Source organism: Vibrio sp. 10N.286.49.E11, from assembly GCF_041469505.1.
Classification (GTDB): domain Bacteria; phylum Pseudomonadota; class Gammaproteobacteria; order Enterobacterales; family Vibrionaceae; genus Vibrio; species Vibrio crassostreae_C.
In genome coordinates, this window is sequence record NZ_JBFRKQ010000056.1 from 1 (window position 1) to 21,014 (window position 21,014).

Genomic DNA, 21,014 nt, shown 5'->3' on the forward strand with positions numbered 1-21,014 from the left:
CTCCTCCTACTCGATTTTTTAGTTTGTTTAGATACGGTTAAACGAGATTTCGTCATCCTCAAGAGGGAGGAACGACCGAGTTGGGGATCTAGCTTTTGATACCTAAGTAACGCTCAACGAATTGAAGCCGTTCTTCGACTGGCATAAACGGCACTTCAACCACCTCATAACCAAGTTCTTGGTAGACTCTTTCTAACGCGTGGTGAATCTCTAACGCCTCCTCAAACGGATAAGGTCTCACATCATCTTGTACATAAATTGAAGCCTCAGGGCGACAGAACAACACTTGGGGGTGATAACCTTGGCTCGCTTCTCGGTAGGTTGTGTTTATCTCTAGTTTCGCCTGAGCCAAGTAGCCACAGATATCTGGAATGGCGCGATCGAGAAAGGCAACAGGATGCTGACTGGCTTGGTCTTTGTGTTCGCTCATGACGGTTAAACATAGGCGAGCAAAGCCTGGAAGGTCTAACCAAGGTAAGATACCGTTCTCAAGTTGACTCTGCTGTTCGATTAACTGGCGAGAGGACTCAGCGAAGGTGGGGTAACCCGCATCACCCAAAGCATTGATCAATGTGGTTTTTCCGGCGCCAGGGCCGCCAGTAATAATGATTGGGTTCATACGGGCTTATCTTTATTTGTGCCTACGGGCGTTATTTCTGGTTTAGTTGAGCAAGGAACTTATCCGATTCGGCGATCGCAGCATTCATCTGTTCTATTGCGTAGGCGATGTCTTTTTCTAAGCTCATAAACTCACCTTGCAGCGAGCCGACAGCGCTCGCATTGAGGTTGTGCTTCAAGTAAAGCGTGTTGTCGCGAAGGGTATTGAGCACTGGGTCCATTTTCTTCTCGGCGCGCTTCATTGCTGACAGCATCGTTTGGTAAGACAATTTAGTTTCACGAAGTTTTTGCTCGCTCGAGCGGCGCAGTGAATCACTGGTGTAGAGATCTAACTCACTCTGCCACTCTTCAAACAGCGCATCCGACACATCTTCAATCGCAGCAATGCGGTCACTGACATTTTGCGCGGCTTTCTCGCTGTCTTGGTATTTATCATTGATTTGGTTGTACATGTCTTCAAGGTCGCCGCCACTGAAATTAGTCAGGCTACTCAAGGCTTCAAGTGCGCTGGTAAACTCTTCCTGAGCATCCTGCTGCGACTCTTTAGCGTCTTCCACTCTATCAACCATAATGTCACGCTTGTGATAGCCCACTTGCTCCATGGCGGAGTAATAAGCTGACTGGCATCCAGTAAGAGTAAAAATAGAGAGGACTATAACTATTAAATAAGGCATCCTAGTTTCCTATAGTTAAGTAACGGAATATTAATTAGGACTATGAACGAGTTACAAGGGAGTTACAAGTTGAAGATAAAAAAGGTCGCCACACTCAGTATTAAGTTTTCTCGCTATCTTTTGGCGCGGATGACGCACGATAGAGTCAATGTGAATGCGGGCTACTTGGCATACATTACCTTGCTCTCGATCGTTCCGATGCTGACAGTTTTGCTCTCTATCTTGTCGTCATTCTCCATCTTTGCTGATGTTGGTATCGTCATTCAAAACTTCGTTATTACCAACTTTGTTCCCGCGTCTGGGGATGCCGTACACGGTGCCTTGTTAGAGTTCGTTGCCAATACCGGAAAAATGACGGCGGTCGGTAGTGTGTTCTTGTTCATTGCGGCACTGATGTTGATCTCGAATATCGATAAGAACCTAAACTACATCTGGCGTGTTAATGAGAAGCGACGTGCGGTATTGTCGTTCTCAATGTACTGGATGGTGCTAACACTTGGGCCGATCTTGGTTGGGGCGAGTATTGCTGCCACTTCGTATGTGACATCGCTCAGTCTGCTACAAAATGAAGTCGTATCTGGCGCCTTTAATACCGTAATTCGCAAACTGCCTTTGATTATCTCTTTCTTTGCGTTTTTCGGTCTGTACCTGTTGGTTCCCAACAAAAAGATACACTTTTCTCATGCGGCTGCAGGTTCTCTAGTGGCGGCTCTGTTGTTCGAACTCAGTAAGAAAGGCTTCGCGGCCTACATTACTCAATTCCCTTCTTACCAGTTGATTTATGGCGCATTGGCGGCAATACCAATTCTTTTTGTCTGGGTTTATTTGTGCTGGTTGATTGTGCTGGTGGGTGCTGAGGTGACCGCTGCATTGGGTGAGCAGGAACAGTGGAGTGACTCGAAAGAAATGGTACACTCGTCGGATAAAGACAAAATCACAGAGCAAGGAAACAACAGTGATAGCACTGATCCAGAGAGTAAGTGAAGCTGCCGTCCGTGTTGATGGCGAATTAGTTGGTGAGATTGAACAAGGCTTATTAGTTTTGTTAGGCGTAGAAAAAGGTGACGACGAAGCCAAAGCCAAACGTTTGATGGAACGAGTGACCACTTATCGTGTCTTTGGAGACGAAGACGATAAAATGAACCTCAACGTGAAGCAAGTAGAAGGTAAGGTATTAGTGGTGTCTCAATTCACTCTGCCGGCCGATACCAAGAAAGGGACTCGAGCAGGGTTCTCTCGTGGTGCTCACCCAGAAGATGCTGAGCGTCTTTATAACTATTTCTCTGACCAGTGTGAATCAGTGTTACCAACGGAACGTGGCCGATTCGCAGCCGACATGAAAGTGTCTTTGGTTAATGATGGCCCAGTGACATTCTGGCTGCAGGTTTAGGCTTAAAGGAATAAGCATGTTTAAACTCATAACACCAACCACCGAAAATCAGCTAAACAAGTATTACCATTTTCGTTGGCAGATGCTCCGTGAACCTTGGCGAATGCCGGTAGGTTCTGAGCGCGATGAATATGACCCAATGAGTCACCATCGCATGATTGTTGATGGTCGTGGTCGCCCGATGGCGATTGGTCGTCTGTATATCACCCCAGATCTGGAAGGTCAGATCCGCTATATGGCGGTGAAGAAATCTCGCCAAAGTAAAGGCATGGGTTCGTTGATTCTAGTCGCACTTGAGTCATTGGCTCGCCAAGAGGGTGCTAAGCGCTTGGTGTGTAATGCACGTGAAGATGCGATCTCATTCTATGAGAAGAATGAATTTGAACGTCGCGGTGAGATTAACGATCAACGTGGCCCTGTGCGTCACCAACAGATGGTTAAGCATCTTGACCCAATGGCAGACGTTCTGCGTAAGCCTGAGTGGTGTAATGAGCTTCAGCAGCGCTGGGAACATCAGATCCCGATCAGTGACAAGATGGGCATCAAGATCAACCAATACACGGGTTACCAATTTGAGTGTAGTGCTCAGCTGAATCCCAACTTGAACCCGCATAATACCATGTTTGCAGGCTCTGCCTTTACCTTAGCGACCTTAACTGGTTGGGGGATGACTTGGTTATTGATGAAAGAACGCGGGCTGACCGGTGATATCGTGCTGGCAGACAGTAATATTCGTTATCGTCACCCGGTTGAGCAAAACCCTGTTGCCTCTACTTCATTGGATGGGATCAGTGGTGACTTGGACCGCCTTGCGTCAGGAAGAAAGGCACGTATCATCATTCACGTGACCATTCATAGCGGCGATGTGGAAGCGGTAGAGTTTACGGGAACCTATATGCTGATCCCTGACTACAAAAAGCGATTATCAACAGACTCCAACGTAAACGTATAGCTGACACTGGCTAACAGATACAGATTAAAGATACAAGGCGCTACTCCTGAGGAGTGGCGTTTTTTTGTTGGCAGTCGTTAATCTCCGAATACTCAGCTTGGGTGAGCTTTCCTGAGATTTGATGGCATGGGTCCGATAGGGTAATCGAGAGGGTGTGTTGCTCAGCTTTAAGCAAGTCGAGTTCTCCAGAAGCCTCGCCATTGAGCGTTTGAACCCTTTGTTCGCCTTGCTCTGCTGATGATGCACCAATAATATGCATCGGTTCGAGAGTGAAGCGCCCACGGTCAAAATGTGCATTAAGCTCTGGAATTTCAAACACGTTATCAGTCGATGTTTCAGAAAGCTTGTCATTAAAGGTCATCACACCCTGGCGAACGCTGCCAGTGAGTTGCCCTGTGGTTGAGTAACCGAGCATCAGTGAGTCGCCATATAAACCTGCGGCTTGAAGTTCAAACTCGCCATAGCCGGTTGCATCGAGTGGTAATTCAAGTCGCTGCAGCATAGGCGCAATGGGTAACCCATCGGCAGAAATATCTAAGCTCCATGGCTTGCTGATTTGGTTAAAATCGAGCGTTGCATTGGCTTCAATGTAGCCATTCCTGAGTGGTGCAAACAGACGAGTCAGCGTCCATTTTCCTTGTTCGCTATTCATCTCAACCACAGGCTGTGCGCTGAGAATATTTTGGTAGCTGGCATCATTGGCGCTCGCCATCAGCTTCCCTTGCCATAAGCCCAGTTTTCTATCTTGCAGCAGTTGAACTTGATGCCCCTCGACATGTAATCCAGAGACCTGCCAGTAAGGCGTTTGTGCTAGTTGGATAAGTTGGCTGCGTTCTATATTAAGTCGGTTAATCTCGACGTTCTGGAGCTGTGTGAGCCAAGGCAATAGGCGAGCGGCCGGTAGAGGGCTATCTTGGTTTTCGGTAATCCACTTGATGCCTTGCAGGTCGAGCTGCGCCAATTGAATGCTGCTAGGGGCGACTTCGCCATTGAGCTGAACAGTGCCCTGCAGGAATTGAGTATAGAAATCCTCAATCAGAATCCGGTTTGCTTCTAGGTTGAGCTTGAGGCTTGGCTCGATGAACATGTCATCATCAATGGTCACTCCTTCTGCCTGTAGAGAAAAAATGGCTTTCTGTTGTTTCCAGATTTCAAAAGGCAGTTGGATATTTTCTAATGAGGCATCAAAGGCAGCGAGGTGGCTATCTTGCCACTCTACGTCGCTACGCAGAATATCTAAGCTATTGATGTGATTAATCTTAATGCCTGCAACATCCCACTCTTTGCTTAGTAGGTTTTGGGTCTGTTTCTGATTGAGTCGTAAGCCATCGACGGTCACATTCACCAACGACCAATCTTGTTGATATTGTTCAGCTTGCCCAGAAATCTTGGCGCCACGCCAGTCAAACGAAGCACCATAAAGGGTGCTGTCGCTAGGTTTTAAGTCTAGGTCAATCAACAGATTATCGAATGCCTCACCTTGCCAATACAGTTGTGAGGCAGAGAGTTGGGTTTTTCCATAAGGTAGCAGCGAGTTATCGTTGTTCCACGTTGGGGCGGAGATCTGCAGGTCGATGCCTCGCGCATTAAACTCTGGCGTCGAAAAGTCGAGATTGTTGATGGCCAGCTGGTGGAGCTTGATGTTTGGTTGGGTAAATAAAGAAGTCAGTGTTTTTAGATCGTCTGCCTCTAATTGTAGGCCGCTGATCAAAACAGATTCAAAGACCAGTTTGGCCTCTGTCATCGAGCTGGGGCTGAACCAAAGATCGATCTTGTCGATATACAGAGGTGTTTGCTTTTCTGGTTGGCTTTGGGTAATGCCCATTAAGGTGATGTGATAAGGCGCCTGATACTCAACATCTTCAATGAATACAGGTTCTTCAATCGTATGTTTGATAAAAAAGTTGGCAACATCCGCACGGTATTGGGTCTGCAGGCTTAATAGCAGCGCTGCGATAGTTGCAACGGCGATAGCCAACACAATGCCGAACACCATGAATACCTTTTTCATTCCCTGAAAGCCTTAAATTTCAATAGTCTTAAAACAGAGTGGAACAAAAAGGGTCAAGCATCAACAAAAAAGCCCCTCAAAAGAGGGGCTTGCTACAAAAATATCATTTTAAATTGGGCGTTTGCTTTTGGCTAAGCCCGAGCAGATGGTTGGATTAGTCCAGTTGAGGACCAGCTGCAACCAGTGACTTACCTTCAGCGTTGTCTGTGTACTTATCAAAGTTGTTGATGAAGCGCTCGGCTAGATCTTTCGCTTTGCTTTCCCATTGTAGAGGGTCAGTGTACGTATCGCGTGGGTCAAGGATCGCTGGGTCAACATCGTGCAGCGCTAGTGGCACTTCTAGGTTAAACATAGGGATAACCTTAGTTTCAGCGTTGTCGATTGAACCATCTAGGATAGCGTCGATGATGCCTCGCGTATCTTGGATAGAGATACGTTTACCAGTACCGTTCCAACCTGTGTTCACTAGGTAAGCTTCAGCGCCAGCTGCTTCCATACGCTTCACAAGCACTTCAGCGTACTGAGTTGGGTGGAGAGTTAAGAATGCCGCACCAAATGCAGCAGAGAACGTTGGCGTTGGCTCAGTAATACCACGCTCAGTGCCCGCTAGTTTTGCAGTGAAGCCAGATAGGAAGTGGTACTTCGTTTGCTCTGGAGTCAGTTTAGAAACGGGTGGCAGTACACCGAATGCATCAGCAGTCAGGAAGATAACCTTTTGAGCGTGACCGGCTTTTGATACTGGTTTAACGATGTTATCGATGTGGTGAATCGGGTAAGAAACACGAGTGTTCTCAGTTTTTGAACCGTCATCAAAATCGATAGAGCCATCGCCACGAACCGTGACGTTTTCTAGTAGTGCATCACGACGGATTGCGTTGTAGATTTCAGGTTCAGCTTCTTTAGATAGACGAATCGTCTTCGCGTAACAACCACCTTCGAAGTTGAAGATACCATCGTCATCCCAACCGTGCTCATCATCACCGATTAGCTCACGCTTAGGATCGGTTGAAAGCGTAGTTTTACCTGTACCAGATAGACCGAAGAAGATGGCTACATCGCCTTTCTCGCCGACGTTTGCACTACAGTGCATTGAAGCAATACCTTGTAGAGGTAGTAGGTAGTTCATCATTGCGAACATACCTTTTTTCATCTCACCGCCGTACCAGGTACCGCCAATGATCTGAACACGTTCAGTCAGGTTGAAAGCGACAAAGTTCTCAGAGTTTAGACCTTGTTTCTCCCAGTTAGGGTTGGTTGTTTTAGCACCGTTCATTACCACGAAATCAGGTTCGAACGTTGCTAGCTCTTCGTCAGTTGGACGAATGAACATGTTCTTAACGAAGTGCGCTTGCCACGCTACTTCAGTGATAATACGCACGCTTAAGCGCGTATCAGGGTTAGCACCACAATAACCGTCGATGACAAACAGGCGCTTGCCAGATAGCTGAGTTGTCACAAGCTCTTTCAGCTCATTCCATACTTCAGTGGTAATCGGTTTGTTGTCATTTTTGCCTTGATCTGACCACCACATGGTATCGCGGGTCGTGTCATCTTTAACAATGTACTTATCTTTTGGTGAGCGGCCAGTAAAGATACCAGTGTCTACCGCAACAGAGCCTAGTTCCGTTACTACGCCTTTTTCGTAGCCTTCCAAACCTGGCAGTGTTTCTTCAACGAATAACTGCTCGTAGCTAGGATTACGAAGAACTTCAGTAACGCCAGTCAGTCCGTGCTTAGTTAGATCAATTTGTGCAGCCTTTGTATGTTCCATAACGGTCATAGGTGCTCCTTGTAGGATATTTTGTAGGGATTTTGTATTAATTTTTTATTGTTATCTGCTCACCATGCTAGCAACGAGACTCGGGGGAAACAGGGATATAGCTCAAAAAATATCCATATTAGCCATGGGGTTTTAAGCGTCTCGTCACATATTGGCCCAACTAGTCTATCCTGTACGCAAACCTTTGCGCTAGGGGCGAGAACATTATTAATTGATTAAAATTAAGCGGTGATTTTATTACGAGATGTTACGGAGTTTGCGCTATTTTGATCACAAAAAAGGCCAGCTGAGGGCTGACCTTTTTGGGGTAAATTACGTGTTTTTGGTACGCCGTAAATTAATGAACCGTATTGCTGCCTTTATCTGCTGCTTCTGCGTACAGTGCATCAACATCATTCTTGTCGAACGAGTAGTTTGTGCCACAGTAATCGCAGTGTAGACCAACGCTTCCTTCGGTGCTTAGGATGTCGTAGATCTCTTCTTGAGCAACGGTAATGATAGCAGCGCCACTTCTTTCGCGTGAACAGCCACAGAAGAACTCAACCGGTTGTGGTGTGAATAGCTGTACTTTCTCTTGGTTGTACAAACGGTAAAGCAGTTCGTTCGCTTCTAGAGTGAATAGCTCTTCGTTTTTCACGGTGTCTGTTAGTTGCTCTAGGTGCTCGAAGTCGTCTGGAGTACCGGTGCCGTCAGGCATTACTTGTAGCAACATACCTGCAGCGTGTGCTTTGCCTTCATGCTCGCCAGTGCGCAGCCATAGACGAGTCTTAAGCTGTTCAGAGTTAGCGAAGTAGCCTTCAAGCACTTGTGCAAGCGTGTCACCTTCAAGACCAACGATACCTTGGTAACGCTCACCTTTCTTAGGATCGATGGTGATCACTAGGTGGCCTTTACCCATTAGGTCGTGTAGGCCAGCATCATCAGCAATCTCGCCTTCAAAGCGAGCGACACCGCGGATCTTTTGGTCGTGATCGCCATTGATAACTGCTAGAGATACTGGGCCGTCACCTTGCAGCTGCATCGTGATAGAACCTTCAAACTTTAGGGTCGCCGTTAGTAGCGTCGTTGAAACCAGTAGCTCACCCAACAGCTTTTGTACTGGAGCTGGGTATTCCTTGCTAGAAATAATCTGTTGGTACGCTTCGTCCATCTGTACCAATTCACCACGTACTGATAGGTCTTCAAATAGGTAGCGATTTAAAACATTACTTGTAGACATTGGGTCTGCCATTTGGCTATTCCTTCTAGCTTATTGAGTCTTGAACTTGATGATGTCACGACGTTGCTTTTTATCTGGGCGACGTTCTGGTGCTGGGCTATGAGCATTTAGCTTGCGCTGTTGTGCAAACTCTTCTCTTTTTGCCAAGCTTTCGGTGGTTTCTTCATAGAGGGTTTGAGCGATCGGAGCTCCACCACGATGGGCTGAGATTTTCTCGATCGTTACCGTCTTTTCTTCATTACCTTGGCGCAGTGTAATCACAGCCCCAAGTTCGACAATTTTACTTGGCTTGCTGCGCTGACCATTATAGTGGACTTTGCCACCATCGACCATGTTGCGAGCAATAGACCGGGTTTTGTAAAAACGAGCTGCCCACAACCATTTATCGAGTCTGACAGCTTCATTAGCAGTTTTCATATAGGGCTGTGCCTTATTAAGTGAGAAATGAATGCGGTTTAACTGTAATGAACAGTGCGCAACATGTTTTTGATGATGCTTATCACATTAAGTAGAAGTTTATGTGGAGGCGATGGGCTTTTTTTTCAAGGAAGATTGCAAAATAGCGCAGGTTATGAAGATTTACAGGTTGTCTATGATATAGTTTGCGACCCTGTGCTTTAAATAAGCCTGAATAGGATGTATGAACAAAAAAGCTGAAAGTTTAGTAAGTTACAGTTTTCTTAGTTATTGGAAGGGTTGGTTAAAGTGAACTTTTTAGATATCAAAAGTCACGTAGGAAATTCTCCTGTGTTGAGTCGCTTATTAGAGAATGGATTTGTACTTCAGCAGAAACTAAGCTTAGTCACCTGTTGTGTATTGATTACAGCTTCCGCATGGATTTTAGGACAGCTTGCATGGTTTATCGAACCTGCTGAGCAAACTTTCGTGCCTTGGGTAGCAACGGCTTCATCGTCTTCAGCACCTCAATCGACCCTTGATATCTCTTCTTTGCAGCGGAGCAACATGTTTGGTGCTTATAACCCAAGCACGCCCGCTGTGGTTGAACAGCAAGTTATCCAAGATGCGCCTAAGACGCGTTTAAACCTCGTTTTAGTGGGTGCAGTCGCGAGCTCAAATCCAAAACTGAGCTTAGCGGTGATCGCCAATCGCGGCACGCAAGCGACCTACGGGATTAATGAAGAGATTGAAGGCACCCGAGCCAAGCTAAAAGCGGTATTAATCGATCGCGTGATCATTGATAACTCAGGACGAGACGAAACCTTGATGCTTGAAGGTATTGAGTACAAGCGTTTGGCCGTATCAGCGCCTGCAGCACCTCGTAGCTCTTCTTCAGTTCGTGGTAATAACCCGGCTTCTGCAGAAGAGAAGCTTGATGAAATTAAAGCGAAGATAATGAAAGATCCGCAACAAATCTTCCAATATGTTCGACTGTCTCAGGTGAAGCGCGACGATAGCGTTATTGGTTATCGCGTGAGCCCTGGCAAAGATTCAGAACTTTTTAACTCAGTAGGGCTCCAAAACGGAGATATTGCTACTCAGTTAAATGGTCAAGACCTGACTGACCCCGCCGCTATGGGCAACATATTCCGTTCTATCTCCGAGCTGACAGAGCTAAACCTCGTCGTCGAGAGAGATGGTCAACAACATGAAGTGTTTATTGAATTTTAAAACTTTGCGTCTAACGAAGGACGAAAGTGTAGGAGAAGTACGTGAAGCATTGGTTTAAGAAAAGTGCATGGTTATTGGCAGGAAGCTTAATCTGCACACCCGCAGCCATCGCGAGTGATTTTAGTGCCAGCTTTAAGGGCACTGACATTCAAGAGTTTATTAATATTGTTGGTCGTAACCTAGAGAAGACCATCATCGTTGATCCATCGGTGCGCGGAAAAATCGATGTACGCAGTTACGACGTATTGAATGAAGAGCAATATTACAGCTTCTTCTTAAACGTACTAGAGGTGTATGGCTATGCAGTCGTCGAAATGGACTCGGGTGTTCTTAAGATCATCAAAGCCAAGGATTCGAAAACATCGGCAATTCCAGTCGTTGGAGACAGTGATACGATCAAAGGCGACAACGTGGTGACACGTGTTGTGACGGTTCGTAATGTCTCGGTTCGTGAACTTTCTCCTTTGCTTCGTCAATTGAACGATAATGCCGGTGCGGGTAACGTTGTGCACTACGATCCTGCCAATATCATCTTGATTACCGGTCGTGCGGCGGTAGTGAACCGTTTAGCAGAAATCATCAAGCGTGTTGACCAAGCGGGTGATAAAGAGATTGAAGTCGTTGAGCTAAAGAATGCATCGGCGGCAGAAATGGTTCGTATTGTTGATGCTCTGAGTAAAACCACCGATGCTAAAAACACACCTGCATTCCTACAGCCTAAATTGGTTGCCGATGAGCGTACTAATGCAATTCTTATTTCCGGTGACCCAAAGGTACGTAGCCGTTTAAGAAAGCTGATTGAACAGCTTGATGTGGAAATGGCAACCAAGGGCAACAACCAAGTAATTTACCTTAAATACGCCAAAGCAGAAGATTTAGTCGATGTGCTGAAAGGCGTGTCGGACAACCTGCAATCAGAAAAGCAATCTTCAACCAAAGGCAGCTCATCGCAACGTAACCAAGTGATGATCTCCGCTCACAGTGATACCAACTCGTTGGTGATTACCGCACAACCGGACATCATGAATGCGCTTCAAGATGTGATCGCACAGTTGGATATTCGTCGTGCTCAAGTATTGATTGAAGCCCTAATTGTCGAGATGGCAGAGGGTGATGGCATTAACCTTGGTGTGCAATGGGGTAACCTTGATACTGGTGCTGTGATTCAGTATGGCAACACAGGTGCGTCAATCGGTGGCGTAATGGTTGGTTTAGAAGAAGCGAAAGACACTGAAACGACCACCGCAGTCTATGATGATAATGGCGCCTTTTTGCGTAATGAAACGACCACAGAATCCGGTGACTACTCAACGTTAGCTTCTGCTCTTTCTGGCGTTAATGGCGCGGCAATGAGCGTAGTGATGGGTGACTGGACTGCCTTGATCAGTGCAGTAGCGACCGATTCAAATTCAAATATCCTATCTTCTCCAAGTATCACCGTGATGGATAACGGCGAAGCGTCGTTCATTGTGGGCGAAGAGGTGCCTGTTTTAACTGGCTCGACCGCAGGCTCAAGTAACGATAACCCATTCCAAACGGTTGAACGTAAAGAAGTGGGTATCAAGCTAAAAGTCGTGCCACAAATCAATGAAGGTGACTCAGTTCAGCTGCAAATAGAACAAGAAGTATCGAACGTATTAGGCGCAAACGGGGCAGTAGATGTTCGTTTTGCTAAGCGTCAGCTAAATACGTCAGTGATTGTTCAAGACGGTCAAATGCTGGTGCTGGGTGGCTTGATTGACGAGCGAGCGCTGGAAAGTGAATCTAAGGTGCCGTTCTTGGGCGATATCCCTGTTCTAGGACACCTGTTCAAATCAACCAGTACTCAGGTTGAGAAAAAGAACCTAATGGTCTTCATCAAACCAACCATTATTCGTGATGGTATGACAGCCGATGGTATCACGCAGCGTAAATACAACTTTATTCGTGCTGAGCAGTTGTATAAGTCAGAGCAGGGCCTGAAGCTGATGGATGACGATAATATTCCAGTACTGCCTAAATTTGGCGAAAGCATGAATTACCCGGCTGAACTTCAAGCCTTCATTGATCAGATGGAAACAGAATAATGGCTGAATTGGTAGGGGCGGCACGTACTTATCAGCGCTTGCCGTTTAGCTTTGCGAATCGCTATAAGATGGTGTTGGAGTATCAACATCCAGAGCGCGCACCGATACTTTATTATGTTGAGCCACTGAAATCGGCGGCGATCATTGAAGTGAGTCGTGTTGTGAAAAATGGTTTCACGCCACAAGCGATTACTCTCGATGAGTTTGATAAAAAACTGACCGATGCTTATCAGCGTGACTCGTCAGAAGCTCGTCAGCTCATGGAAGACATTGGTGCTGATAGTGATGACTTCTTCTCACTAGCGGAAGAACTGCCTCAAGACGAAGACTTACTTGAATCAGAGGATGATGCACCAATCATCAAGTTAATCAATGCGATGCTGGGTGAGGCGATCAAAGAGGGTGCTTCGGATATTCATATCGAAACCTTTGAGAAATCACTGTCGATCCGTTTCCGTATTGATGGTGTGCTGCGTGATGTTCTAGCGCCAAGCCGTAAATTGGCTCCGCTGCTCGTGTCACGTGTAAAGGTTATGGCTAAATTGGATATTGCGGAAAAACGCGTGCCACAAGATGGTCGTATTTCTTTGCGTATTGGTGGCCGAGCGGTTGATGTTCGTGTTTCAACCATGCCTTCTTCGCACGGTGAGCGTGTGGTAATGCGTCTGTTGGACAAAAACGCCACTCGTCTAGACTTGCACAGTTTAGGTATGACAGCAGAAAACCATGAAAACTTCCGTAAGCTGATTCAGCGCCCACACGGCATTATCTTGGTGACCGGCCCGACAGGTTCAGGTAAATCGACGACCCTGTACGCAGGCCTGCAAGAACTCAACAGCAATGAACGAAACATTTTAACCGTTGAAGACCCGATCGAATTCGATATCGATGGCATTGGTCAAACACAAGTGAACCCTAAGGTTGATATGACCTTTGCGCGTGGTTTACGTGCGATTCTTCGTCAAGATCCCGATGTGGTAATGATTGGTGAGATACGTGACTTAGAGACCGCAGAGATCGCTGTTCAAGCCTCTTTGACCGGTCACTTAGTGATGTCGACCCTTCACACCAATACGGCAATCGGTGCAATTACGCGTCTGCGTGATATGGGCATCGAACCCTTCTTGATCTCTTCTTCGCTGCTGGGTGTTTTGGCTCAGCGCTTGGTTCGCACCCTGTGTAACGACTGTAAAGAACCTTACGAAGCGGATAAAGAACAGAAAAAACTGTTTGGGTTGAAGAAGAAAGACAGCCTAACGCTTTACCATGCCAAAGGGTGTGAAAGCTGCAGTCACAAAGGCTATCGAGGCCGTACTGGTATTCATGAGCTATTGATGATTGACGATTCGGTACAAGAGCTGATTCACAGTGAGGCTGGCGAACAGGCGATTGAGAAAGCAATTCGTGGCACAACACCAAGTATTCGAGATGATGGCTTGAGCAAAGTTCTGAAAGGGGTAACGTCCTTAGAAGAAGTGATGCGCGTGACCAAGGAAGTCTAGTATGGCGGCATTTGAATACAAAGCACTGGATGCCAAGGGTAAGAGCAAAAAGGGCTCGATTGAAGCGGATAACGCTCGTCAGGCTCGCCAGCGCTTAAAAGAACAAGGCTTGATGCCGGTTGAGATGACCGAAGCTAAAGCTAAAACGACGAAAGGTGCACAGCCTTCGACCAGCTTTAAGCGTGGTATCAGCACGCCAGACCTTGCTTTGATTACTCGCCAAATTTCCACCTTGGTGCAATCAGGCATGCCGCTAGAAGAGTGCTTGAAAGCCGTGGCGGAGCAATCTGAAAAGCCACGTATTCGAACCATGTTACTGGCGGTTCGTTCGAAGGTAACGGAAGGTTATTCGCTAGCCGATAGCTTGGCTGATTACCCACATATCTTTGATGAACTGTTTAGAGCCATGGTCGCGGCTGGTGAGAAATCGGGTCACTTAGATGCGGTATTGGAGCGACTGGCTGATTACGCAGAAAACCGTCAGAAGATGCGCTCTAAGTTGCTGCAAGCGATGATCTACCCTGTGGTGCTGGTGGTGTTTGCGGTGACGATTGTTTCGTTCCTGCTGGCAACCGTGGTACCTAAGATCGTTGAACCGATTATCCAAATGGGCCAAGAACTTCCTCAATCGACACAATTTTTATTGGCATCGAGTGAATTTATCCAGAATTGGGGCATCCAATTACTGTTGTTGATCATCGGTGTGATTGTGTTGATTAAGACCGCTCTGAAAAAGCCGGGTGTTCGCATGAGTTGGGATCGCAAGCTATTAAGCATTCCACTGATCGGCAAGATCGCGAAAGGAATTAATACCTCTCGTTTTGCACGAACACTCTCTATCTGTACCTCGAGTGCGATTCCTATCCTTGAGGGGATGAAGGTTGCGGTTGATGTAATGTCGAATCACCATGTGAAGCAACAAGTACTGCAGGCGTCAGACAGTGTTAGAGAAGGGGCAAGCCTGCGTAAAGCGCTCGATCAAACCAAACTCTTCCCTCCAATGATGCTGCATATGATCGCCAGTGGTGAGCAGAGTGGTCAGTTAGAGCAAATGCTAACAAGAGCGGCAGATAACCAGGATCAAAGCTTTGAATCGACCGTGAATATCGCGTTAGGTATCTTTACGCCAGCACTTATCGCTTTGATGGCAGGCTTAGTGCTGTTCATTGTGATGGCGACTCTGATGCCGATGCTTGAAATGAATAATTTGATGAGTGGTTAATCAACTGCTCATAAGACGTTAGTTTTTGGATTAACGAGAAGAAGGACATTATTACCTTCAACTCGCTGTCTGTAATTTGGAGAAAATAATGAAAAACAGAATGAAGAAACAATCAGGCTTTACCCTATTAGAAGTGATGGTTGTTGTGGTTATCCTTGGCGTATTGGCGAGCTTTGTTGTACCTAACCTATTGGGTAACAAAGAGAAGGCTGACCAACAAAAAGCCATCACTGATATTGTGGCGCTAGAGAACGCGCTAGATATGTACAAACTGGATAACAGCGTTTACCCAACAACGGATCAAGGTCTTGATGCATTGGTTTCTAAGCCAAGCAGCCCAGAGCCTCGTAACTACCGCGACGGCGGCTACATCAAGCGTCTGCCAAACGACCCATGGGGTAACGAGTACCAATATCTAAGCCCTGGTGATAACGGCACTATTGATATTTTCACTCTTGGTGCTGATGGCCAAGAAGGTGGTGAAGGTATTGCGGCGGATATCGGCAACTGGAACATGCAGGATTTCCAATAAGCTTCAGCTTATTGTTTGATTCGTTATTGATGCTTGATACGTTATTGATGGTAGGACGTAAACAGATGGAGTCTAAAGGTGAAAACTAAGCAAACACAGCCAGGTTTCACCTTGATTGAGATTCTCTTGGTGTTGGTACTACTGTCAGTAACGGCGGTTGCGGTGATCGCGACCATTCCTACCAATAGCAAAGATGTTGCTAAAAAATACGCTCAAAGCTTTTATCAGCGAGTTCAATTACTCAATGAAGAGGCTATTTTGAGCGGCTTAGATTTTGGCGTTCGAGTTGATGAAAAGAAATCGACCTATGTACTGATGGCGCTTAAGTCTGAAGGCTGGCAAGAAGTCGATTTTGAAAAAATCCCCTCTTTAACTGAACTACCGGAAGAACTCGCATTGTCACTGACCTTAGGTGGTGGCGCATGGGAAGACGATGATCGGTTGTTCAACCCAGGAAGCTTGTTTGATGAAGATATGTTTGCTGATCTTGAAGAGGAAAAGAAGCCGAAACCACCACAGATCTACATCTTGTCGAGTGCTGAAATGACGCCATTTGTATTGTCGTTTTATCCAAATACCGGAGACACCATACAAGATGGTTGGCGTATTCGAGTATTGGACAATGGTGTGATTCGACTGCTAGAACCGGGAGAAGAAGATGAAGAGGAATAACCGTTCTCCTTATCGTTTTCGTGGTATGCCCCTTGGTTCTCGAGGAATGACGCTGCTTGAGGTATTGGTTGCGCTCGCTATCTTTGCGACTGCGGCGATCAGTGTGATTCGTGCTGTCACTCAGCACATCAATACCCTCAGTTATCTAGAAGAAAAAACCTTCGCGGCTATGGTCGTTGATAATCAAATGGCTTTGGTGATGTTGCATCCTGAGAAGCTAAAAAAAGCGCAGGGCACACAAGAGTTGGCCGAGAGAGAGTGGTTTTGGAAGGTCACGCCAATCGATACTAGCGATGATTTATTAAAGGCGTTTGATGTGAGTGTGGCAACCAGTAAACAAGCTTCTCCAGTGGTCACGGTGCGCAGCTATGTGGTCAAGTAAAAGCGTGGCGTTAGCTAAGAGCAAGTCGCTAAGTAAGAGCATGTCCGCCAATAAGCGTGTGCCTCGTCAACAAGGACTATCTTCGAAAGGGAGAGGCTTTACCTTAATTGAGGTTTTGGTCTCGATCGCTATCTTTGCCACGTTAAGCATGGCGGCTTATCAGGTAGTAAATCAGGTTCAACGCAGCAACGAGCTTTCAATCGAGCGCAGTGCTCGTTTAAATCAACTGCAACGTAGCTTAGTCATTTTAGATAATGATTTTCGCCAGATGGCGGTACGACAATTTCGTACCAATGGTGAAGAAGCATCATCTAAGCTGATCTTAATTAAAGAGTATTTACTGGATTCCGACAGCGTTGGCATCATGTTTACTCGCCTTGGCTGGCATAACCCACAGCAGCAGTTTCCTCGCGGAGAAGTCACCAAAGTGGGTTACCGCATTAAAGAAGAAACACTTGAGCGTGTGTGGTGGCGTTATCCCGATACCCCTGCAGGCCAAGAGGGTGTGATTACGCCTTTGCTTGATGATGTTGAAAGCTTGGAATTCGAGTTTTATGACGGAAGCCGCTGGGGGAAAGAGTGGCAAGCCGACAAATCGCTACCGAAAGCGGTAAGGTTAAAGCTAACCTTGAAAGATTATGGTGAGATAGAGCGTATTTATCTCACCCCTGGTGGCACGCTAGATCAGGCCGATGATTCTTCAAACAGTGACTCTTCAAGTAGTAATTAGGGGAATAATGACTCATCGAACTAATAAGTTTGCACTGACAAGGTCTGCCATGGGGCGCAAGCAGCGAGGTGTTGCGCTGATCATTATCCTGATGCTACTGGCGATAATGGCAACCATCGCAGGCAGTATGTCGGAACGCCTGTTTACTCAATTTAAGCGCGTGGGCAATCAACTGAATTACCAACAGGCTTACTGGTACAGCATTGGTGTCGAAGCGCTGGTGCAAGACGGCATTAGGCAAAGCTACAAAGACAGTGATACCGTCAACTTGAGTCAACCATGGGCGTTAGAAGAACAGGTATACCCGTTGGATTATGGTCAAGTTAAAGGCCGTATTGTTGATGCTCAGGCATGTTTTAATCTCAATGCGTTGGCTGGTGTGGCGACGACTTCAAGTAACCAAACACCTTATTTAATTACGGTTTGGCAAACCTTGTTGGAAAACCAAGATGTTGAGCCTTATCAGGCCGAGGTTATTGCACATTCAAGCTGGGAATTTGTTGATAGTGATACCCGAACCACCTCTTCAGCTGGTGTAGAAGACAGTACTTATGAGGCGATGAAGCCATCTTATTTGGCAGCGAATGGCTTAATGGCCGATGAGTCCGAGCTACGCTCGGTTTATCAAGTCACTGGTGAGGTGATGAATAAGGTTCGCCCCTTTGTTTGTGCTCTGCCGAGCGACGATTTCCGTTTGAATGTGAATACTCTTACGGAAAAGCAGGCGCCGTTATTGGAAGCGATGTTTGCCCCCGGCTTAAGTGAATCGGATGCCAAACAGCTGATAGACAAACGCCCATTCGATGGTTGGGATACGGTGGATGCGTTTATGGCTGAGCCTGCTATTGTGGGTGTGAGTGCCGAAGTCAGCAAAAAAGCGAAAGCATATTTAACTGTAGATAGCGCCTATTTTGAGCTAGATGCAGAGGTATTAGTTGAGCAGTCACGTGTACGTATACGGACGCTTTTCTATAGTAGTAATCGAGAAACAGTGACGGTAGTACGCCGTCGTTTTGGAGGAATCAGTGAGCGAGTTTCTGACCGTTCGACTGAGTAGCGAACCACAAAGCCCTGTGCAGTGGTTAGTTTGGTCGACAAGCCAACAAGAAGTGATAGCAAGTGGCGAACTGTCTAGCTGGGAGCAGCTGGATGAGTTAACGCCTTACGCTGAAAAGCGTAGCTGTATCGCTTTATTGCCGGGAAATGAATGCTTAATTAAGCGTGTTGAGATCCCGAAAGGTGCTGCTCGCCAGTTCGATTCTATGCTGCCGTTTTTATTAGAAGACGAAGTCGCACAAGATATCGAAGACTTACACCTGACTATTTTAGAGAAAGACGCAACGCACGCGACAGTGTGTGGTGTGGAACGTGATTGGCTTAAGCAGGCGCTGGATACTTTCCGCGAAGCGAACATTATCTTTCGTAAAGTATTGCCTGATACCTTAGCGTTGCCTTTAGAAGATCAGGGCATCAGTGCGCTGCAGATCGACCAACATTGGTTATTGCGTCAAAGCAACTATCAAGCAGTGTCGATCAATGAGGCGTGGCTAGCGATGTTCTTACAAAGCGATTGGGTTGCCTTAGATGACGAAGAGCAAGCGACGACTATCTTCAGCTACACCGCGATGCCGAACGAAGACGTTCAACAGCAAAGCGGCGCGAATTGGCAAGCAAAGCCTGCTGAACTGGTGATGTCTTTACTGAGCCAACAAGCCATTACAAGTGGCGTAAACTTACTGACTGGCACCTTTAAAACCAAATCTTCATTCAGTAAGTACTGGCGTGTATGGCAAAAAGTAGCGATCGCAGCTTGTTTGCTGGTGGCGGTGATCGTCACTCAGCAAGTCTTAAAGGTTCAGCAGTACGAAGCACAAGCCGAAGCGTACCGAACGGAGAGTGAACGTATTTTTAGAAGCGTACTTCCGGGCAAGCAACGTATTCCGACGGTCAGCTACCTTAAGCGCCAGATGAACGACGAAGCTAAGAAGTATGGTGGCTCGGGTGATGGTGATTCCTTACTTGGATGGCTAGCGTTACTGCCAGAAACTTTAGGACAAGTGAAAGCCATCGAAGTGAATAGTATTCGCTACGACGGCAACCGCTCAGAGGTGAGATTGGAAGCGAAAAGTACTGACTTCCAATATTTCGAGACTGCGCGAGTGAAACTTGAAGAGAAGTTTACCGTTGAGCAAGGGCCATTGAATCGTAATGGTGATGCCGTATTTGGCAGCTTTACTCTTAAACCCCATCAATAACCTGCGTAAGGAGATCAGTGATGAGAAATATGATTGAGCCACTCCAAGCGTGGTGGACTTCAATAAGTCAAAGAGAGCAACGATTAGTGATTGGTTGCTCAATTTTATTGGTGGTCGGTGTCGTTTATTGGGGGCTAATCCAGCCACTCAGTCAGCGAGCTGAACTTGCGCAGAGCCGTATTCAAAGTGAGAAGCAACTTCTAGCTTGGGTAACCAATAAAGCCAATGAAGTGGTTGAGTTGCGAGGCAGTGGTGGCATCAGTGCGAGCCAGCCTCTGAATCAATCTGTGCCTGCTTCTATGCGTCGCTTTAATATCGAGCTAATACGTGTGCAACCACGTGGCGAGATGCTGCAAGTCTGGGTGAAACCTGTGCCTTTTAATCAGTTCTTAGATTGGCTGACATACTTGAAAGAGAAGCAGGGTGTCGAAGTTGAGTTTATGGACATTGATCGCTCCGATAACCCAGGGGTTATTGAGGTCAACCGACTACAGTTTAAACGAGGTTAATGTGAAACGCGGTTTATCTTTGAAGTTAGGTTTACTTTTTGGCGGCATCTTTATTGTCTTTTTCTCGGTTAGTCTGTTGCTGCATCTACCGGCCTCTTTTGTACTCAAACATGCACCGGCTGTGCGTGGCTTGAATATTGAAGGTGTTGAAGGAACGGTTTGGCAGGGCAGCGCCAATAATATCGCCTGGCAGCGTGTTAATTACGGTTCAGTACAGTGGGACTTTCAGTTCTCTAAACTCTTCCAAGCCAAAGCTGAATTAGCGGTTCGTTTTGGTCGTAATAGCGACATGAACTTGTCAGGAAAAGGGCGTGTTGGGTACAGCATGAGTGGTGCGTATGCGGAAAACTTAGTCGCATCAATGCCCGCTGCTAACGTGATGAAATATGCTCCAGCCATTCCAGTCCCGGTTTCAATTGGTGGACAGGTTGAGCTGACGATCAAGCATGCGGTTCATGCTCAACCTTGGTGTCAGTCTGGTGAAGGTACTGTGGCTTGGTCTGGTGCTGCAGTCGATTCACCTGTTGGTTCGTTAGACCTTGGTCCTGTGATTGCGGACATAACCTGTGAAGACAGTACAATTGCAGCCAAAGGCGTTCAGAAGAGCACTCAAGTAGACAGTGAGTTCTCAGCGAGTCTAACATCTAACCAGCGCTACACATCTGCAGCGTGGTTTAAACCGGGTGTTGAATTCCCGCCAACGATGCAAAATCAGCTTAAATGGTTGGGTAATCCTGATAGCCAAGGTAAGTACCAGTTTACTTATCAAGGTCGTTTTTAGCTAAACGGCTAAGGGTCACTAAATTACGAGATATAAAAAACGGGCACCTCACTGAGGTGCCCGTTTTGTTTGTTCTGAGAATCTAGAGGA

21 protein-coding genes are annotated in these 21,014 nt (G+C 46.6%); 15 read left to right on the top strand and 6 right to left on the bottom strand.

The genetic code is table 11. The features are described 5' to 3' along the window. Positions 1 to 88: 88 nt before the first annotated feature. Both AB4167_RS12890 and AB4167_RS12895 read right to left on the bottom strand, forming a co-directional pair. Entirely contained in the window at positions 89 to 619 is a 531-nt protein-coding gene (locus tag AB4167_RS12890; RefSeq protein ID WP_171732302.1) for an AAA family ATPase, read from the bottom strand. A gap of 31 nt (positions 620 to 650) precedes the next feature. Beyond that, on the bottom strand, positions 651 to 1,292 hold the full coding sequence (locus AB4167_RS12895; RefSeq protein WP_029235101.1) for a DUF2959 domain-containing protein: 642 nt from the start codon (positions 1,290 to 1,292) through the stop codon (positions 651 to 653). A 42-nt stretch (positions 1,293 to 1,334) separates the two neighbouring features. Here AB4167_RS12895 and AB4167_RS12900 point away from each other — a divergent pair, with 42 nt between their 5' ends. Genes AB4167_RS12900 through AB4167_RS12910 form a run of 3 tightly spaced genes read left to right on the top strand, consistent with a single transcriptional unit; the run spans position 1,335 to position 3,634 of the window. Continuing rightward, entirely contained in the window at positions 1,335 to 2,276 is a 942-nt protein-coding gene (locus AB4167_RS12900) for a virulence factor BrkB family protein (protein WP_372055333.1), read from the top strand. Next, on the top strand, positions 2,248 to 2,682 hold the full coding sequence (gene dtd / locus AB4167_RS12905) for a D-aminoacyl-tRNA deacylase (RefSeq protein ID WP_065585029.1): 435 nt from the start codon (positions 2,248 to 2,250) through the stop codon (positions 2,680 to 2,682). The genes AB4167_RS12900 and dtd overlap by 29 nt, the downstream gene beginning before the upstream one ends. Positions 2,683 to 2,698: 16 nt before the next feature. Continuing rightward, complete coding sequence (locus tag AB4167_RS12910) at positions 2,699 to 3,634, top strand: bifunctional GNAT family N-acetyltransferase/hotdog fold thioesterase (protein ID WP_017065806.1); 936 nt, start codon at positions 2,699 to 2,701, stop codon at positions 3,632 to 3,634. Positions 3,635 to 3,674: 40 nt separating this feature from the next. On the opposite strand, the gene AB4167_RS12915 is transcribed toward AB4167_RS12910, so the two are convergent. From AB4167_RS12915 to hslR, 4 genes are all read right to left on the bottom strand, one after another. Further along, positions 3,675 to 5,645, bottom strand: a complete 1,971-nt coding sequence (locus tag AB4167_RS12915) for an AsmA family protein (RefSeq protein WP_372136623.1) — start codon at positions 5,643 to 5,645, stop codon at positions 3,675 to 3,677. A gap of 154 nt (positions 5,646 to 5,799) precedes the next feature. Next, positions 5,800 to 7,425 (bottom strand): phosphoenolpyruvate carboxykinase (ATP), encoded by a 1,626-nt coding sequence (pckA, locus tag AB4167_RS12920; protein WP_017062492.1) that lies wholly within the window; start codon positions 7,423 to 7,425, stop codon positions 5,800 to 5,802. A 337-nt stretch (positions 7,426 to 7,762) separates the two neighbouring features. Further along, positions 7,763 to 8,656 carry an Hsp33 family molecular chaperone HslO gene (hslO, locus tag AB4167_RS12925; RefSeq protein WP_102394590.1) on the bottom strand — a complete coding sequence of 298 codons (894 nt, stop codon included), beginning with the start codon at positions 8,654 to 8,656 and terminating at the stop codon, positions 7,763 to 7,765. Between the two features lie 18 nt (positions 8,657 to 8,674). Then, the gene (hslR, locus tag AB4167_RS12930; RefSeq protein ID WP_017062490.1) at positions 8,675 to 9,061 is read right to left on the bottom strand and encodes a ribosome-associated heat shock protein Hsp15; all 387 of its coding nucleotides are present in this window, start codon (positions 9,059 to 9,061) and stop codon (positions 8,675 to 8,677) included. Positions 9,062 to 9,391: 330 nt separating this feature from the next. On the opposite strand from hslR, the gene gspC reads away from it, so the two are divergent. The 12 genes from gspC (at position 9,392) to AB4167_RS12990 (ending at position 20,924) form a co-directional block, all read left to right on the top strand. Further along, positions 9,392 to 10,273: a type II secretion system protein GspC gene (gene gspC / locus AB4167_RS12935; protein WP_372055326.1), complete on the top strand. Its 882-nt coding sequence runs from the start codon at positions 9,392 to 9,394 to the stop codon at positions 10,271 to 10,273. 41 nt (positions 10,274 to 10,314) lie between these two features. Continuing rightward, a complete protein-coding gene (gene gspD / locus AB4167_RS12940) occupies positions 10,315 to 12,339 on the top strand; it encodes a type II secretion system secretin GspD (RefSeq protein ID WP_372136624.1) in 2,025 nt (674 codons plus the stop codon). Continuing rightward, the gene (gene gspE / locus AB4167_RS12945; RefSeq protein ID WP_102394588.1) at positions 12,339 to 13,841 is read left to right on the top strand and encodes a type II secretion system ATPase GspE; all 1,503 of its coding nucleotides are present in this window, start codon (positions 12,339 to 12,341) and stop codon (positions 13,839 to 13,841) included. The genes gspD and gspE overlap by 1 nt, the downstream gene beginning before the upstream one ends. A 1-nt stretch (position 13,842) precedes the next feature. Then, positions 13,843 to 15,063, top strand: coding sequence for a type II secretion system inner membrane protein GspF (gspF, locus tag AB4167_RS12950; RefSeq protein WP_102320993.1), 1,221 nt, complete (start codon positions 13,843 to 13,845; stop codon positions 15,061 to 15,063). A gap of 88 nt (positions 15,064 to 15,151) precedes the next feature. Beyond that, complete coding sequence (gspG, locus tag AB4167_RS12955) at positions 15,152 to 15,595, top strand: type II secretion system major pseudopilin GspG (protein ID WP_017062485.1); 444 nt, start codon at positions 15,152 to 15,154, stop codon at positions 15,593 to 15,595. A gap of 78 nt (positions 15,596 to 15,673) precedes the next feature. Further along, positions 15,674 to 16,267 (top strand): type II secretion system minor pseudopilin GspH, encoded by a 594-nt coding sequence (gene gspH, locus AB4167_RS12960; RefSeq protein WP_017062484.1) that lies wholly within the window; start codon positions 15,674 to 15,676, stop codon positions 16,265 to 16,267. Then, positions 16,254 to 16,649: a type II secretion system minor pseudopilin GspI gene (gene gspI / locus AB4167_RS12965; protein ID WP_017062483.1), complete on the top strand. Its 396-nt coding sequence runs from the start codon at positions 16,254 to 16,256 to the stop codon at positions 16,647 to 16,649. Before gspH ends, gspI begins: the two co-directional genes overlap by 14 nt. Then, positions 16,636 to 17,379, top strand: coding sequence for a type II secretion system minor pseudopilin GspJ (gspJ, locus tag AB4167_RS12970; RefSeq protein WP_372136625.1), 744 nt, complete (start codon positions 16,636 to 16,638; stop codon positions 17,377 to 17,379). Before gspI ends, gspJ begins: the two co-directional genes overlap by 14 nt. A 7-nt stretch (positions 17,380 to 17,386) precedes the next feature. Beyond that, positions 17,387 to 18,436, top strand: coding sequence for a type II secretion system minor pseudopilin GspK (gene gspK, locus AB4167_RS12975; RefSeq protein ID WP_017062481.1), 1,050 nt, complete (start codon positions 17,387 to 17,389; stop codon positions 18,434 to 18,436). Continuing rightward, on the top strand, positions 18,405 to 19,634 hold the full coding sequence (gspL, locus tag AB4167_RS12980; protein ID WP_372136626.1) for a type II secretion system protein GspL: 1,230 nt from the start codon (positions 18,405 to 18,407) through the stop codon (positions 19,632 to 19,634). The genes gspK and gspL overlap by 32 nt, the downstream gene beginning before the upstream one ends. A gap of 20 nt (positions 19,635 to 19,654) precedes the next feature. After that, complete coding sequence (locus AB4167_RS12985; protein WP_017070117.1) at positions 19,655 to 20,143, top strand: type II secretion system protein M; 489 nt, start codon at positions 19,655 to 19,657, stop codon at positions 20,141 to 20,143. Between the two features lies 1 nt (position 20,144). After that, positions 20,145 to 20,924, top strand: coding sequence for a type II secretion system protein N (locus tag AB4167_RS12990; protein WP_017062478.1), 780 nt, complete (start codon positions 20,145 to 20,147; stop codon positions 20,922 to 20,924). The last annotated feature ends 90 nt before the right edge of the window (positions 20,925 to 21,014 follow it).

Coding starts and splice junctions, on each gene's coding strand:
- gspJ (WP_372136625.1), top strand. CDS start 16,636: ATGTGGTCAAGTAAAAGCGTGGCGTTAGCTAAGAGCAAGTCGCTAAGT.
- gspE (WP_102394588.1), top strand. CDS start 12,339: ATGGCTGAATTGGTAGGGGCGGCACGTACTTATCAGCGCTTGCCGTTT.
- hslR (WP_017062490.1), bottom strand. CDS start 9,061: ATGAAAACTGCTAATGAAGCTGTCAGACTCGATAAATGGTTGTGGGCA.
- pckA (WP_017062492.1), bottom strand. CDS start 7,425: ATGACCGTTATGGAACATACAAAGGCTGCACAAATTGATCTAACTAAG.
- AB4167_RS12910 (WP_017065806.1), top strand. CDS start 2,699: ATGTTTAAACTCATAACACCAACCACCGAAAATCAGCTAAACAAGTAT.
- AB4167_RS12985 (WP_017070117.1), top strand. CDS start 19,655: ATGAGAAATATGATTGAGCCACTCCAAGCGTGGTGGACTTCAATAAGT.
- gspK (WP_017062481.1), top strand. CDS start 17,387: ATGACTCATCGAACTAATAAGTTTGCACTGACAAGGTCTGCCATGGGG.
- gspG (WP_017062485.1), top strand. CDS start 15,152: ATGAAAAACAGAATGAAGAAACAATCAGGCTTTACCCTATTAGAAGTG.
- gspF (WP_102320993.1), top strand. CDS start 13,843: ATGGCGGCATTTGAATACAAAGCACTGGATGCCAAGGGTAAGAGCAAA.
- AB4167_RS12890 (WP_171732302.1), bottom strand. CDS start 619: ATGAACCCAATCATTATTACTGGCGGCCCTGGCGCCGGAAAAACCACA.
- gspI (WP_017062483.1), top strand. CDS start 16,254: ATGAAGAGGAATAACCGTTCTCCTTATCGTTTTCGTGGTATGCCCCTT.
- AB4167_RS12915 (WP_372136623.1), bottom strand. CDS start 5,645: ATGAAAAAGGTATTCATGGTGTTCGGCATTGTGTTGGCTATCGCCGTT.
- AB4167_RS12895 (WP_029235101.1), bottom strand. CDS start 1,292: ATGCCTTATTTAATAGTTATAGTCCTCTCTATTTTTACTCTTACTGGA.
- AB4167_RS12900 (WP_372055333.1), top strand. CDS start 1,335: ATGAACGAGTTACAAGGGAGTTACAAGTTGAAGATAAAAAAGGTCGCC.
- hslO (WP_102394590.1), bottom strand. CDS start 8,656: ATGGCAGACCCAATGTCTACAAGTAATGTTTTAAATCGCTACCTATTT.